16 protein-coding genes are annotated in these 14,497 nt (G+C 68.5%); 7 read left to right on the top strand and 9 right to left on the bottom strand.

Annotated elements, in window-relative coordinates:
* The first annotated feature begins 19 nt into the window (after positions 1–19).
* The gene (locus tag ACFQRE_RS03480) at positions 20–601 is read left to right on the top strand and encodes a TetR/AcrR family transcriptional regulator (protein WP_380118959.1); all 582 of its coding nucleotides are present in this window, start codon (positions 20–22) and stop codon (positions 599–601) included.
* Positions 602–670: 69 nt separating this feature from the next.
* On the opposite strand, the gene ACFQRE_RS03475 is transcribed toward ACFQRE_RS03480, so the two are convergent.
* On the bottom strand, positions 671–1,270 hold the full coding sequence (locus ACFQRE_RS03475) for a response regulator (protein WP_380120398.1): 600 nt from the start codon (positions 1,268–1,270) through the stop codon (positions 671–673).
* A gap of 125 nt (positions 1,271–1,395) precedes the next feature.
* Between ACFQRE_RS03475 and ACFQRE_RS03470 the strand changes: the two genes are divergently transcribed.
* Together ACFQRE_RS03470 and ACFQRE_RS03465 are read left to right on the top strand one after the other, a co-directional pair.
* Complete coding sequence (locus tag ACFQRE_RS03470; protein WP_380118956.1) at positions 1,396–2,652, top strand: NAD(P)/FAD-dependent oxidoreductase; 1,257 nt, start codon at positions 1,396–1,398, stop codon at positions 2,650–2,652.
* Positions 2,653–2,701: 49 nt separating this feature from the next.
* Positions 2,702–4,792, top strand: a complete 2,091-nt coding sequence (locus ACFQRE_RS03465; RefSeq protein ID WP_380118954.1) for an NAD(+) synthase — start codon at positions 2,702–2,704, stop codon at positions 4,790–4,792.
* A 60-nt stretch (positions 4,793–4,852) separates the two neighbouring features.
* Here ACFQRE_RS03465 and ACFQRE_RS03460 read toward each other — a convergent pair whose 3' ends face one another.
* The 4 genes from ACFQRE_RS03460 to ACFQRE_RS03445 form a co-directional block, all read right to left on the bottom strand.
* A complete protein-coding gene (locus tag ACFQRE_RS03460; RefSeq protein ID WP_380118950.1) occupies positions 4,853–5,746 on the bottom strand; it encodes an RNA polymerase sigma-70 factor in 894 nt (297 codons plus the stop codon).
* Positions 5,743–6,345, bottom strand: coding sequence for a carboxymuconolactone decarboxylase family protein (locus ACFQRE_RS03455; protein WP_380118948.1), 603 nt, complete (start codon positions 6,343–6,345; stop codon positions 5,743–5,745). The genes ACFQRE_RS03460 and ACFQRE_RS03455 overlap by 4 nt, the downstream gene beginning before the upstream one ends.
* A 110-nt stretch (positions 6,346–6,455) precedes the next feature.
* Positions 6,456–7,277: an ABC transporter permease gene (locus tag ACFQRE_RS03450; protein ID WP_380118946.1), complete on the bottom strand. Its 822-nt coding sequence runs from the start codon at positions 7,275–7,277 to the stop codon at positions 6,456–6,458.
* On the bottom strand, positions 7,274–8,173 hold the full coding sequence (locus ACFQRE_RS03445) for an ABC transporter ATP-binding protein (RefSeq protein WP_380118944.1): 900 nt from the start codon (positions 8,171–8,173) through the stop codon (positions 7,274–7,276). The genes ACFQRE_RS03450 and ACFQRE_RS03445 overlap by 4 nt, the downstream gene beginning before the upstream one ends.
* Positions 8,174–8,353: 180 nt before the next feature.
* Between ACFQRE_RS03445 and ACFQRE_RS03440 the strand changes: the two genes are divergently transcribed.
* On the top strand, positions 8,354–9,580 hold the full coding sequence (locus tag ACFQRE_RS03440; RefSeq protein WP_380118942.1) for an endonuclease: 1,227 nt from the start codon (positions 8,354–8,356) through the stop codon (positions 9,578–9,580).
* Between the two features lie 21 nt (positions 9,581–9,601).
* Here the strand turns inward: ACFQRE_RS03440 and ACFQRE_RS03435 are convergent, their stop codons facing one another.
* Positions 9,602–10,078, bottom strand: a complete 477-nt coding sequence (locus ACFQRE_RS03435) for a GNAT family N-acetyltransferase (protein WP_380118940.1) — start codon at positions 10,076–10,078, stop codon at positions 9,602–9,604.
* A gap of 36 nt (positions 10,079–10,114) precedes the next feature.
* On the opposite strand from ACFQRE_RS03435, the gene ACFQRE_RS03430 reads away from it, so the two are divergent.
* Together ACFQRE_RS03430 and ACFQRE_RS03425 are read left to right on the top strand one after the other, a co-directional pair.
* Positions 10,115–10,510: a PPOX class F420-dependent oxidoreductase gene (locus tag ACFQRE_RS03430; protein ID WP_380118937.1), complete on the top strand. Its 396-nt coding sequence runs from the start codon at positions 10,115–10,117 to the stop codon at positions 10,508–10,510.
* Positions 10,507–10,857 (top strand): DUF952 domain-containing protein, encoded by a 351-nt coding sequence (locus ACFQRE_RS03425; protein ID WP_380118934.1) that lies wholly within the window; start codon positions 10,507–10,509, stop codon positions 10,855–10,857. The genes ACFQRE_RS03430 and ACFQRE_RS03425 overlap by 4 nt, the downstream gene beginning before the upstream one ends.
* Here the strand turns inward: ACFQRE_RS03425 and ACFQRE_RS03420 are convergent.
* Entirely contained in the window at positions 10,846–12,360 is a 1,515-nt protein-coding gene (locus ACFQRE_RS03420; RefSeq protein WP_380118931.1) for an MFS transporter, read from the bottom strand. The genes ACFQRE_RS03425 and ACFQRE_RS03420 overlap by 12 nt on opposite strands.
* A 124-nt stretch (positions 12,361–12,484) precedes the next feature.
* Between ACFQRE_RS03420 and ACFQRE_RS03415 the strand changes: the two genes are divergently transcribed.
* The gene (locus ACFQRE_RS03415; protein WP_380118927.1) at positions 12,485–13,294 is read left to right on the top strand and encodes a TetR/AcrR family transcriptional regulator; all 810 of its coding nucleotides are present in this window, start codon (positions 12,485–12,487) and stop codon (positions 13,292–13,294) included.
* On the opposite strand, the gene ACFQRE_RS03410 is transcribed toward ACFQRE_RS03415, so the two are convergent.
* Positions 13,248–13,412: a hypothetical protein gene (locus ACFQRE_RS03410; RefSeq protein ID WP_380118925.1), complete on the bottom strand. Its 165-nt coding sequence runs from the start codon at positions 13,410–13,412 to the stop codon at positions 13,248–13,250. The two genes, ACFQRE_RS03415 and ACFQRE_RS03410, sit on opposite strands and share 47 nt — an antisense overlap.
* A 96-nt stretch (positions 13,413–13,508) precedes the next feature.
* Positions 13,509–14,420 (bottom strand): LysR family transcriptional regulator, encoded by a 912-nt coding sequence (locus tag ACFQRE_RS03405; RefSeq protein WP_380118922.1) that lies wholly within the window; start codon positions 14,418–14,420, stop codon positions 13,509–13,511.
* Between the last annotated feature and the right edge of the window lie 77 nt (positions 14,421–14,497).

The following is a 14,497-nucleotide window of genomic DNA, read 5'->3' as shown; positions in this document are numbered from 1 at the left end:
GGTACGCTACCGTACCAGCATGACCTCTCCCACCGCCAATCGCATCCTCGACGCCCTCGGTGAGGCCATCGTCGAGCAGGGCCTGGCGAGCACCACGGTCGCCGACATTGCGCGCATTGCTGGGACGAGCAAGCGCACTTTCTACGAGCACTTCGCCACAAAGGACGAGGCCTTCCTTGCTCTGTATGCCGCCCGCTCCAGTGATCTTCTGGCCGCGATCAGTGCGGTGGTCACCGATCCGTCGGCGCCGATCGACGAGCAGATCCGCGCCGGCGTCCAGGCCTACCTGACCCACCTCGCGGCCACTCCGGCGCTCGCCCGCGCCCACATGCTCGAGTCACACGCCCTCGGGGAGCTCGGGTTGCGCGCGCGTCGCCAACTCATGGACCTGCACGCGGCCTACCTGCGCGAACTCATCGACCGGTCTCGGGCGCACCACCCCGACCTGCGCGCCCTGACAGAGACCGAGTCCATCGGTCTCGTCGCCGGCCTGACCGAGCTCACTCTGCGCACAGCGATGGATGAAGAGCCACTCGACGGAGCCGCTCACGTCAACGAAGCGGTCGACTTCATCACCGCCCTCGTCGCGCCCCGCCCCTGATCGGAGCGGGGTGCGCGAGTGGACACCCGAGTGCGCACGGCTGAGGCCGAGTTCTGGCGCGGCTGACGCTCACACCCCTCGGAACAGGTCCCTCCGGTTGTCCACGCCGAGCTTGCGCAAGATGCTGCGCACGTGAGTCTTGACCGTGGAGACCTCGATGGTGAGTCGAGCCGCCATGTCGGGGTTGGTCAGCCCTTCGATCATCAGGTGGAGGATCTCGTTCTCCCGCTCGGTCAGGGGCTCGACCGGCGCGAACCGTCGAGCTTCGACCCACGAAGCGCGGCCGGATTCGAGCACCAACGCGTGTGGGCCGACGCGCACGTGACGGAGCGCTGCGATGAAGGCGTCGTTGGGTGCCGTCTTGCTGACGAGTGCGTCGGCACCCGCGAGTCTGGCGATCTGGACGTCAATGGGGCGGGTGAAGGAGGTGAACACCACCACTCGGGCGCCGCACACGGTCTTGATGGACCGACAGAGCTGGATCCCGCTGTGGGCGCCCCCGAGCCTGACCGGCAGGACGACCACGTCAGGCCTCAGGCGCCGTGCCGAGTCGAGAGCCTGCGAGGCGCTCGTGGCCTCGCCCACGATCTCGAAGTCGGCGTGCTCCGCAGTGAGCGTACGAAGTCCGCGCAGGACGACCGGGTGATCCTCGACCAGCAGCACTTTCATGACGTCCAAGCCGGTCCTTCCTCCGTGGCCCCGCGTGCGGGCTCCAGTGTCGCCGCGTCGGGCGTACTCAGGATCCTCCCCCCGGGATGAGGTGGAGCAAGCGCCGAGGTCCCTACCGTCGAGGCATGACGACTCACCTCGACGGGACGCGACAGCGCAGCTTCGATTTTGCCGTGATCGGCGCGGGCGTCGTCGGCGCCAGTATTGCTCGGGAGCTGGCCAGGCGTGGGGCCAGCGTCGTCGTGCTCGACAGGGCATCCGGGGTGGGAGGTGGCTGTTCCTACGCCAACGCCGGGATCCTTGCCCCTGACCACGTGTCTCCTCTCGCGACACCTGCGCTCCTGCGCGAGGCCCCCCTTCAGATGATGCGCCGCCCACCCGCGGTGCGAGTGCGGCCCACACGTGGGTTGACACCCTGGCTGGGCAAGCTGGCTGCGTCGGCCACACCCACCCGAGCGCGCGTCGCCCAGGCCAGGCTGCGGCAGCTGGCGAACGAGAGCACCCACCTCCACCGCGAGCTCGGGGCCCAGGGCCTCAATCCCACGTTGCGGAAGACAGGTGCCCTCGACGTCTACCTGCGTCACCCTCGCGGTCCGGTCGCCGGGTTGCTCTCGCCCACCGAGTTGCGTGAGCTGGAGCCGGGACTCGCGCCCGTTGCCGGTGGTCTGCACCACACCGAGGAATGGGTCGTCGAGAGTCGTAGCTACGTGCGGGCGATGCTCGACGACGCCATGGCGCACGACGCGAAGGTCCTCTTCGGCACCACGGTGCAGCAGCAGGTGCTCAGCGGCGGACGAGTTGCGGCTCTCGACACGACGGCCGGCAGGATCCGAGTCGGTCACGTCGTGCTCGCCTCGGGCGTCGAGTCGGGAGCCCTGGCGGACCAGGTGGGCCTGCGGCTGCCACTGCGGGGAGGTCGTGGCTATGTGGTGGATGTGGCGACGAGTGCTGGAACCCTCGCAAAGCCGGTGCGGCTCAAGGAGCATCGCGTGGTCGTCACCCCGATCAAGGACTGGGTCCGGGTGGCTGGTTCCATCGAGTTCGGTGACGAGGCGCGCACTGCGGACCTGCGACGTGCCGACGCGCTGCTCGAGGTCGCAGCACGAGTCGTGCCCGGGCTGCGGGGCCGACCGGTGCTCGACCGCTGGGCCGGGGAGCGGCCGTGCACGCCGGACGGCGTACCCGTCATCGGGGCCACCAACACCGTGCAGAACCTCTCGGTGGCCACGGGTCACGGCATGTGGGGACTCATCCTGGCTCCGGTCACTGCGCGCCTCATCGCCGACCAGGCCATCAACCACCGCGCAGACCCGGACCTCGCCTGGCTCAGCCCGGACCGCTTCGCGCGACGTGGGACCTTCCTGAGCAGACGTATCGCCTGAGGGGTGCACCTGACAGGTCTGGTGGCGCGCACCTGACAGACTCAGGCTCATGGACTTCCGCAACGCCTACGCGCACGGATTCGCCCGCGTCGCCGCCTGCACGCTCCCCGTGACGATGGCCGACCCGGCCAGGAACGCGGCGGCCACCATCGAGCAGGTGCGCGCCCTCCACGAGGACGGGGTCGCGGTCGCGCTCTTCCCCGAACTCGGGTTGTCCGGCTACGCGATCGACGACCTCTTCATGCAGGACGTCCTGCTCGAGGAGGTCGACAAGGCGATCGTTGCCGTGGCCGAAGCCACCGCGAAGCTCACGCCCATCGTCGTCGTCGGCGCTCCCCTGCTCATCGGCAACCGCCTCTACAACTGTGCCGTCGTCATCCAGGGAGGCGAGGTCATCGGGGTGGCACCGAAGTCCTACCTCCCCAACTACCGCGAGTTCTACGAGAAGCGCTGGTTCGCGCCGGGCGACGACGCGGTCGACACCCTCGTCAACCGGCCGCACTGGCCGGGAGCCGACGAGGACGGCGACATCGCCTACGGCACCGACCTGCTCTTCGAGGCGACCGACGTCCCCGGCCTCGTCGTCCACGTCGAGATCTGCGAGGACATGTGGGTGCCGGTGCCGCCGAGCCACCGTGCAGCCCTCGCGGGCGCCACCGTCCTGCTCAACCTCAGCGCCTCCCCCATCACCGTCGGCCGCGCCGACGACCGCCACCTGCTCGCGCGCTCTGCGAGCGCACGCTGCAACGCGGCCTACCTGTATGCCGCGGCAAGTGAAGGTGAGTCATCGACCGACCTGTCTTGGGATGGCATGACGATGGTCTACGAGATGGGCGACCTCCTCGGGGAGTCCGAGCGCTTCCCCAACGGACCGCAGGCGACGGTCGTTGACGTCGACCTGGATCGGTTGCGGCAGGAGCGGATTCGCCAGGGCAGCTTCGACGACAACCGTCGGGTCGAGGGCATCGGCGAGCCCGGTGGCGAGTCGTTCCGGGTCGTCGCGTTCGAGCTCGACCCGCCCACCGGGGACATCGGGCTGCGTCGCAAGGTCGACCGCTTCCCGTTCGTCCCCGACGACGAGGCCCGGCTCGCCCAGGACTGCTACGAGGCCTACAACATCCAGGTGTCCGGGCTCGAGCAGCGGTTGCGTGCCATCGGCCAGCCCAAGATCGTCATCGGCGTCTCAGGCGGACTCGACTCGACCCATGCCCTCATCGTCGCAGCCAAGGCGATGGACCGACTCGGCCGCCCGCGCACCGACATCATCGGCTTCACGATGCCCGGGTTCGCGACCAGCGACGGCACCAAGTCCAACGCGATCCACCTCATGGAGTCGCTCGGCATCACCTTCGAGACCCTCGACATCAAGCCGACCGCAACGCAGATGCTCAAGGACCTCGGTCACCCAGCGGGCGAGGGCAAGGAGGTCTATGACGTCACCTTCGAGAACGTCCAGGCCGGGCTGCGCACCGACTACCTCTTCCGTGCGGCCAACCAGCGCGGCGGCATCGTCCTCGGCACCGGCGACCTGTCCGAACTCGCCCTCGGGTGGTGCACGTATGGCGTCGGCGACCAGATGAGTCACTACGGCGTGAACACCGGCGTCCCCAAGACGCTCATGCAGCACCTCATCCGCTGGGTCGTCTCGTCCGGCCAGTTCGAGGGCGAGGGTCACGGCGGCGAGAGCGTGAACGACACCCTCACCGAGATCCTCGACCAGGAGATCAGCCCCGAGCTCGTCCCCACCAGGAAGGGCGAGAAGATCCAGTCGACCGAGGCCTCCGTCGGCCCCTACTCGTTGCAGGACTTCACGCTCTATCACGTTCTGCGCAGGGGCTATCGGCCTAGCAAGATCGCGTTCCTCGCTCAGCACGCCTGGTCCGACAAGGCGACCGGCGACTGGCCGGCGGGCTATCCCGAAGGCGACCGGGCGGCATACGATCTCGCGACGATCCGGCACTGGCTGGAAGTCTTCGTCAAGCGCTACTTCAACAACCAGTTCAAGCGCAGCGCGCTGCCCAACGGTCCCAAGGTCGTCTCCGGGGGAACGATGTCACCTCGCGGCGACTGGCGTATGCCGTCCGACGTCTCGTCCGCCGCGTGGCTGGCCGAGATCGAACGCAACGTCCCGAAGGCCTGACTTCCAACGTCTGCGCATGTGGCTGCTAGAACCGCCACATCCGCAGACGCAAGGGGGAGGTCAGCGGCTGACGTCCGTCTCGGCACCGATGCGGGACAACTTCTCGGGGTTGCGGACCGCGTAGACGCCGGTGATGAGCCCGTCCACGACCTCGACCGTGAGGATGCTGTCGAGCTCTCCCTCGAGGTTGACGATGAGGGCCGGGCGGCCGTTGATGTCAGCCGGCTCGAACGTGATCGCTCCGAACTTGCCGAAGCCACCCACGAGGAGGCGCGACACCTTGTCGACGCCGACGACCGGGTGCGCGAGCGCCTGCCTGATGCCGCCACCGTCACCGAGCATGACGACGTCGGGGGCGAGGACGTCGACGAGTCCCTGCAGATCGCCCGTCGTGACCGCTCGCTGGAAGGCCGCGAAGACGTCGCGCGCCTGCCCGGGCCTGACGTCCCCTCGTGGTCTGCGGGCAGCGACGTGCGAGCGGGCGCGATGGGCGATCTGCCGCACGCTCGCCGGGCTCTTGTCCACCGCCTCCGCCAGCTCGTCGTAGTCGAGCCCGAACACCTCACGCAGCACGAAGACCGCGCGCTCGGTGGGAGTCAGCGTCTCGAGCACGAGCATCATCGCCATCGACACACTGTCGGCGAGCTCGACGTCCTCGGCGACGTCGCGGGCCGTGACGAGCGGCTCGGGCAACCATGGCCCGACGTAGTCCTCACGGCGCCGCGACTGCGTCCGCAGCCGGTCGAGCGCGGTCCGGCTCACCACCCGCACGAGGAACGCGCGCGGGTCGCGCACCTCGCCCTGGTCCACGGCATCCCACTTGAGCCACGCGTCCTGGACGACGTCCTCGGCGTCGGCCGCGGACCCGAGCATCTCGTAGGCCACGGTGAAGAGCAGGCTGCGGTGCGCGGTGAAGGGGTCACCGTCTCCGGCCTTCGTGGCGTCCATTCTCATGCGACCGAGGGTACTTTCGGCACGGCCTTCGAGGGTGCCGACAGGGGCGCGAGTCCGCACGCGTCAGCGAACTCGTCCGAGCCGATCCCCAGCGCGATGTTGCTGCGAGCGCTGTAGTTCATGAAGCCCACTCGGGCCGTGAGCTCGAGAAGCCCGGCGGGGCCCAGGTCCTCCAGCAGCGCCGCCGACAACTCATCGGTCACCGCGACCGGTGTCTGGCACATCGCCTCGGCGTACTCCATGACGCGACGCTCAGCCGGCGTGAAGACCGTCGACTCGCGCCACCGCGGCACTTCCCGCGCCTTGGCCTCGTCCAGACCGTGGTTGTGGGCCATGAAGTAGCCGAGGTCCAGGCAGAAGCTGCACCCGATCTCGGCGGCCGCAGCCATCGAGGCAAAGGACGCGAGGTTCCTGTCGAGCTTGTCCCAGGACTCGAGCTTGCGGCCGAAGCCCATTGCGTCCTTCATCGCCTTGGGGTGGTGCCACATGACTCCGAGCGAGTCCGGGACCTTGCCGAGCATGCGGCGGGCCATCGTGGTGATGAGGCGGCCCTGGATGCCGCTGACTTCGATGCTCGGGATCCTGGCGGTGGTGCTCATGGCTCTCTCCTTGTCGTCGGCGAGGGCCCCGGTGTGGTGCCCTCGGACATGAAGACGCCGCCCGGCCGGGTTCTGTGACACCTGCGTCACAGTTCCCGGCCGGGGCACGACTACTTGACCTCGGAGCGACGGACCAGGAACAGGCCGATCGCGAGCGGGATGGCGAGCCAGAACAGTCCGGTGACGCCCAGCTGGGACCACTGCGTGCTCGTCAGGTCGCCCTCGAAGAGGAACCCCTGCGTGAAGTTGAAGTCCACCCACGGCTGCAGGTCCCGAAACCACGACTGGCTCGAGGCGAGCAGCATCGTGAGCGGAGTCAGGACGAAGTTGTAGATGAAGTAGCCGACGATGGCGCCCGGGGAGTTGCGGATGAGGACACCGAGCATGAAGCCGATCAGCATGCTGAGCACGGTGGCGAGGGTGATCGTGAGCATCTGGGAGACGGACATGTTCCAGACGGGGTCGATGCCGGCGGTCGAGGCTCCGACCACGTTGCCCAGGGCGCCGATGGAGAACGCCAGGACCATGGCGGCGACACCCACGAGCACCGCGACGGCGAGCTTGGCGCCGATGACCCGACCGCGGTGCGGCACGAGCGTGAACGTCGTGAGACCGCTCCGCTGGCTCCATTCGCTGGTGACGGAGAGGGTGGCGATGATCGGCAGGATGATCACCATCGGGAAGCCGATGGCGGCGCCGAAGTTGTCGTAGGTCAGGTCCGCATCAGCAGCGAAGATCATGACGGCACCGGTGGCCAACAGGGCGAGGATGCCAATGCTGCACATCAGCCACATCCCGGACCGGGTGTTGAACATCTTGCGCAGTTCGACCTTCAGCAGTCGACTGGTGGGGATCGGGGTGGGGGCCGAACGCCGCTGCGCCGCAACGGGACTGGTGGTGCCTTCGGCCGTGGCCAGGGTCGTGGCGGTCATGCTGCTACTCCTTCTCGCTGGGTGTCGGCGGTGAGCTCGAGGAACATCTCTTCGAGGCCTGCACCGTCGGCGGACTTGAGTTCGGTGAGGGCACACCCGGCGTCGCGGGCGATCTGGCCGACGAGCGTGGGATCAGCCACGGTGCGCAGCGCGCCGTCGTCGGACGACGTGAACTCCACTCCGCCTCGGGTGAGGGCGTCGGCCAGCTCAGTGCGATCGGGCGTGCGCACCACGGTGCCCGCGGCGGCGAGGAGCTCGTCCTTGGTGCCCTGGGCGACGATGCGGCCGTTGCCGATCACGACGATGTCGTCGGCGATGACCTCGATCTCGTGCAGCAGGTGGGAGGAGAGCAGGACGGTGCCCCCGGCGTTGGCATAGCCACGCAGGAGGTCACGCATCCAGCGGATGCCGGCCGGGTCGAGACCGTTGGCCGGCTCGTCGAGGATCAGCACGTGCGGATCGCCGATGAGGGCGGTGGCGATGCCGAGCCGCTGGCGCATGCCGAGCGAGTAGTTGCGTACCCGCCGCCCGGCCTCGGTCGGGGTGAGACTGACCCGTCCGAGCATCTCGTCGACGCGGGACGCGGGCAGGCCCATGGTCATGGCGGCGACGGTGAGGATCTCGCGCCCGGTGCGACCGGCGTGCTGGGCCGAGGCGTCGAGCAGGACGCCGACCTCGAGGCCCGGGTTGGGCAGGTCGACGAAGCGCTTGCCCTCGATGGTGGCCGATCCGCTGGTGGGCGGGGTGAGCCCGACCATCACGCGCATCGTCGTGGACTTTCCGGCGCCGTTGGGGCCGAGGAAGCCGGTGACCCGACCGGGGCGGGCAGTGAAGGAGATGTTGTCGACGGCGATGTGGTCGCCGTACTTCCTGGTGAGTGACTCGACGGTGATCATGGTCGCAACCCTCGCGGCCGGCCGGGGTCGCACACATCGGGGACGGGACCCGACCGACCCCTTGGGCCACCCTGAGGTGGCTCAGGGTCTCACCCCGAGTTGCGCTCTTTGCCGAACCCTTGCCGAACCCTCACCTTCGCTTTGCCCAACGCGGCGTATGCCGGCTGCAGGCTGAGCGGCATGCCCACCACCGCGCCCCGCGCGCCCCTCACGACTCGCAGCCAGACACGCGTCGCCACCCTTGCCGCGCTCCTGCTCGTCGCCCTCATCAGCGCCATCGCGCTCACCGCCTTCACGGCCCGCACCGCCACCGCCGCCACTCCCCTCACGGTGGCTCAGGCGATCGCCAGCCAGAACGGGACGTCGCAGACAGTTCGCGGCTACGTCGTCGGTGAGCCGGTCGCGACGACCACGGTCAACCGCAGCGGATTCACCGGCGACCTCGCGATCGCTCTCGCCGACACGGCCAACCAGAGCGACACCAGCAAGATGGTCTACGTCCAGCTGACGACGCAGTGGCGCAGCGCCTGGGGCCTGAAGACCAACCCCTCGCTCCTCGGCAAGGTCATCGACGTCACCGGCCCGCTCGCGGCCTACTTCTCCCGTGCCGGGCTCAAGTCGCCGACCGCCATCTCGTCCGTCGGGACCACTCCAACCCCGACGCCCACTGGAACCCCAACGCCCACCCCCACTCCGACGCCCACCTCGACGGGCGGCGGCACCGACACCTACTACGCCAGTGCACTCGGCAAGTCCGGCTCGGCGCTGCGCACGTCGCTGCACAGCATCATCCAGAACCAGACCGTTCTCACCTACGACCAGGTGTGGGACGCCCTCAAGGACACCGACCAGGACCCGGGCAACAGCGCCAACGTCATCGAGATCTACTCGGGCCGCTCGATTGCCAAGTCCAACAACGGTGGTGGTGTCGACCAGTGGAACCGTGAACACGTCTGGGCCAAGAGCCACGGCGACTTCGGCACGACCAACGGACCCGGCACCGACGTGCACCACCTGCGACCGGAGGACGTCACGGTCAACTCCGACCGCGGCAGCCTCGACTTCGACAACGGCGGTTCGGCCGTCAACCAGTGCTCCGACTGCTGGCGCGACAGCGACTCCTTCGAGCCGCGCGACGCCGTCAAGGGCGACGTGGCCCGGATGATCCTCTACATGGCGATCCGCTACGAGGGCGACGACGGGCGAGCGAACCTCGAGCCCAACGAGTCGGTCAACAACGGCACCGCGCCCTACATCGGCAAGCTCTCGGTCCTCAAGGCCTGGAGCGCGGGCGACCCGCCGGACACCTTCGAGAAGCGTCGCAACGACCGCATCCACGCCCAGTGGCAGCACAACCGGAACCCGTTCATCGATCACCCCGAGTGGGTCACCTCGATCTGGCCGTGACCCGGCGGCATACCCGCTTTGTCAGCCGCCCAGGGTGGTGAGCGCCGAACCGTCCATGCGGAAGACGCTCCACTCGTCCTGCGGCACCGCGCCGAGGCTCTTGTAGAAGCCGATCGACGGCTCGTTCCAGTTGAGCACCCACCACTCGAGGCGCGTGTAGCCGCGCTCCACGCACGTGCGCGCAAGGGTCGCGAGCAGGTCGCGCCCCAGACCCCTGCCGCGCTGCTCGGGTTGGACGAAGAGGTCCTCGAGCCAGATGCCGTTGACCCCGGTCCATGTCGAGAAGGTGAGGTACCAGACCGCCATCCCGACGATCGTCCCGTCGACCTCGGCAACGTGGGCGAACGTCGTGGGTGTGCCCGTCGCCGGGAAGAGCGCTGCGTGGAACTGCGCTTCGGTTGCCTTGGCCGCGTCTGGCTCCTTCTCGTAGACCGCGAGGTCGCGGACCAGCTGCAGGATGGCCGGAACATCGTCGGGCGTCGCCTCGCGGATCGTCATGAACGGGAGCGTATGCCGCGGCGTAGGTTGGGTGCCATGGCGACAGTTCCCGACGAATTCGTCCACCTCCTCACCGACCCGAACTACGGGCACCTCGCGACGGTGCGGCCCGACGGCTCACCCCAGGTGAACCCGATGTGGTTCCTCTACGACGCGCAGAGCAACACCGTCCGGTTCACGCACACCAACAAGCGGGCGAAGTTCCGCAACCTCCAGGCGAACCCGGCGATGGCGATGGAGGTCATCGATCCCGACAACGCCTACCGCTTCGTCGAGCTGCGTGGTCGCCTCATCGAGGTCATCCCCGACCCCGAGGGCGAGTTCTATCCCGTGCTCGGTGCGCGCTACGGCAACCCCGAGACGCCCATCCCGCCGGACAAGGCCGACCGCGTCATCCTCGTGATGTCGATCGACAAGGTCACCAAGAAGTGATCCATCACGTCACCGCGCCCGACACCTGGGCTCGGGCGGTCGAGGACGACACCTTCACTGAGTCGACGTTGGGCCGATCGCTGGAGGACGAAGGTTTCATCCACTGCTGCGAGGCGGACCAGCTCGACTTCGTGCTCTCGAACTTCTACGGCGGAGTCGCCCACGACCTCGTCCTGCTGACGATCGACCCGGCCCTGCTGACGTCGCCGCTGGTGCGCGAGGTGGGCAACCCCGAGACGGGTGAGCAGTTCCCGCACATCTACGGACCGCTCAACCCGTCCGCCGTCGTGGCCACGCAACTGCTCCACCCACCCCACACCCGTCCCTCACTCACGTCACGCGGCTGAGGCCTCGGATGGCTCGGGGTGCTCCTCGAGGGTACGTGAGTTGGTGAGACTGCCGAGTCCGAGCGCGGCCACTGCGACGACGACCGCAACCAGGACGCCGCAGGCGATCTGCAGCCCGTGGACGAACTCGTGGGTGAGCAGCGGCCCCCACGCGCCCTCCGGAAGGAGGACGCCGACGACGGCGGCCATGACGGTGCCGACGACCGCGACGCCCATGGAGTTGCCGAGCTCCTGCGCAGTGTCATTGAGCGCGGATCCCATCGAGGTGTGGGTTTCGGGCAGCTCCTCCATCAGGGCGATCGCACAGGTCGTCATGACGAACCGCACCCCCACCGCCAGAGCGAACATCCCGGCACCCACGCCGAGGTAGCCGTGGGGTGCGCCCACGGCCACGGACGCGAGGCCGACGATGGCGAGCCCGACCCCCACGAGGCAGGTCATCCGGTGGCCGAGGCGGGAGACCATGCGATCCGTCGCGGGCGCGGCCAGGAACATTCCCGCCACGATCGGCAGGGTGCCGAATCCCGCGTGCATGGGCGACCAACCCCATGCGTACTGCAGCAGCTGGGTGCTGGCGAAGCCCATGCCGACCATGGCCGTCATGACCGCGGTCTGGAGCAGCATGCCGCCGCGGACCGCGGGCCGAGCGAGGAGGCCGAGGTCGAGCATCGGGTCGGATGCAGTGCGTTCCCGCACGACGAAGCCGACCACCGCAGCGATGGCCGCAGCGGCGCAGCCGAGAGTTGTCGGCGAGGACCAGCCGTCGGAGACACCCAACGTCAGGGCATAGAGCGACAGGGTGAGGGAAGCGATGGAAAGGACCGCACCCAGGATGTCAGAACCATTGCGGCGCAACGTGTTCGGGTCATCGGCCGGGATGCCCCAACTCACCCCGATGACGGCGATGAGGGTCGCCGGGACGTTGACGAGGATGAGGACCTCCCAGGGGAAGTGGGAGACGGCAAGACCGCCGAGGACGGGTCCGATCGCGAAGCCGGCCATGGCCACCGACATGATGATGCCGATGGCGCGCATGCGCAGTGTGGTGTCGTCGAAGAGACGGAAGAGCAGTGACATCGTGCCCGGCGTGACGAGAGCCGCGAAGACGCCAGTGGCCGCGCGCAACGCGATGAACTGCCCGGTCGAGCCGACCAGCGGCACGAGCGCACTGGTCGCGCCGAAACCGACGAGCCCGGCGATGAGCATGCGTTTGCGGCCGAACCGGTCGCCGAGCGAGCCGCCGACGAGCAGCAGCCCGCCGAAGGTGAGCGAGTAGGCCGCGACCATCCACTGCAGACCCGTGGTCCCGGACGCGAGGTCGCGTCCGATGGTCGGCAGGGCGACGGTGAGCAGGGTGTTGTCGAGCATCTCGACGAGCATCGTGAGACAGAGCGCGAGCAGGGCGGGCCACGCGGCGAGCAGCGTGGTCGGCTTCGTGGACGTGGCGGGAGTCCCGCTCCGGTCCGGGTCGGGCGGGGCGTATGCCGGTGTAGTGGTGGACATGTCGGCCTCCTGGGGGGCTGAAAGAGTGAGGGGTCGTCCGTTATCGAACGACGTTCGGTTATCGAACTGAGTTCGAGAATAGAACCACGTTCGATATTCCTGCAAGTCCCGGTACCCTCGGCTCGTGCCCGAACGTGAAAACCCCCGACGCGCGCCCAGCCGTGGCCGCGCTCGCGCGACGCCCCAGCCGGCCGATCGGGGACCCCGCGGTGCTGGCGGACCTCGCGGACCCAGGGGCCGAGTTCGCGCCCAGCTGTCCCTCGAAGCCGTCCTCGGCGGAGCCATCGAACTGCTCGACACCGAGGGCGAAACCGGTCTCACCTTCAGAGGACTGGCCGCCCGTCTCGGCGGCGGGGTGGGCAGCCTCTACTGGTACGTCCGGAGCAAGGAACAGCTCATCAGCCTGGCCACGGACGCCATCGTGGGCCGAGCCGCGGACGAGGTCGAGGCCGCGAACCTCCCCGTCACGGACGACATCGACGTCCGCCTCGCGTCACTGCGCCTCATGGGCACCACGCTCTTCACCCACCTCGACGCCCACCCCTGGGCCGCGACCACGATGCTGCGCAGCACCGAGGTCGAGTCGAACTCGTTGCGCTTCTTCGAGCTCGCCGGCCAGCAACTCCTGCCACTGGGGCTCACGAAGACCCAGCTCTTCCACGGGATCTCGGCGTTCATGAACTACGTCATCGGCACCGGCGGCCAGATGGCCTACCAGGAGGCGCCCCCGGTTGCATCGGGGCAGCCACAGGGCCAGCAGGAGTACTTCGACGACATGGTCGATCGGTGGGCTCACCTCGACCCGGAGCAGTTCCCGTTCGTCCATCGCATCGTCACGGAGTTCCGCGACCACGACGACTTCCTTCAGTTCACCGCGGGCCTCGACCTCATCCTCGATGGTCTGCGACGCCAGGCCGAAGCCGCCCGTCCCTGACGTCCTCGGAGGCGAGCGTGCCGCGCAGCTCCTGCGCCACGTCTGGGCCGAAGTCGTCGAGCAGGTGCCGGGTCACGGTCCACACGTAGCGGTCGGTCAGCGTCGCCTTCGCGGTCATCACAGGTCTCCTCCATCGAGGGCGCCGATCGCGGTGTCGAGGCATGTCCGTCCATGTCGGGGGAATGGGCGAGAAAGGGACGAGAGGAGGGAGGGGTCAGCTGGAAGCTGGGCGGCCTCGGCGGGTGGGGTGGGCATTGAGCTCGACGAGCATCTCCAGCATCCGCTCGGCGGCGGGGTTGCGGCCCCCGGATTCGCGGACCATCGCCACGACCTCGCGCACGGGCGCCGGGTCGGTGATGCGACGTCGCACCACCTCGGGTGGCAGCGAGCGCGCAGCCAGCCGCGGCATCACCGATATCCCCACGCCCGCAGCGACGAACTGGATGGCCGAGTAGTGGTCCTGCGCCTGGACCGCGAAGCGCGGCGTGAATCCCGCTGCGGCACAGGCCTGCACGAGGATCTTGTGTCCCGGGTTGCCCGCGAGGTCGTTGGACACCCACGTCTCGCCGCGCAGGTCGGCCAGGCCCACGGCCCGCTGCGGGGCGAGCTCATGATCCCGCGGAAGCACTGCGACATAGGGGTCGCTCGCCAGGTGCACGCGCCGGTAGCCCGCCGGCGGAGCCGTGTCGGGGAGGTCCGTGACGACGTCGATGTCCGGTCTGACGTTGCGGTTGGTGGCCTCGGTGAGGATGAGGTCGACGGTGAGGTCGGGCCGCTCGAGGGTCAGCCGCTTGACGAGGTTGGGCATCCACGCCGACCCGGCAGAGGCGAAGTAGCCCACGGTCAACCGACCACTGCGCCCCTCGCGCAGGTCGTTGACGACGGAGTCGAGCCGGCCCCACTGACTCATCGCCTCCTCGCTCTGGGAGGCGAGCTCCAGGCCCGCCGGGGTCGTCGCGATCCCCCGGCCCGCCCGCTGGAAGAGCACGAGCCCGGTCTCGCGCGCGAGAGCGCTGAGGTGCTGGCTCACGGCGCTCGACGTCAGGCCGAGGTTGTCGGCCGCAGCCTGCACGGATCCGCTGCTGACGACGGCCCGAAACACCCTGAGACGGTGCGGATCAAGCATGCCGTAATACTACAGTGCTACTTAACAACCCCTAAGTAAAGTCACGTTGTGCTAAGGAGTTGAAGGTTGGATCATTG

Source organism: Knoellia pratensis, from assembly GCF_042666395.1.
Lineage (GTDB): Bacteria > Actinomycetota > Actinomycetes > Actinomycetales > Dermatophilaceae > Knoellia > Knoellia pratensis.
This window is presented reverse-complemented; position numbering and strand designations above follow the sequence as displayed.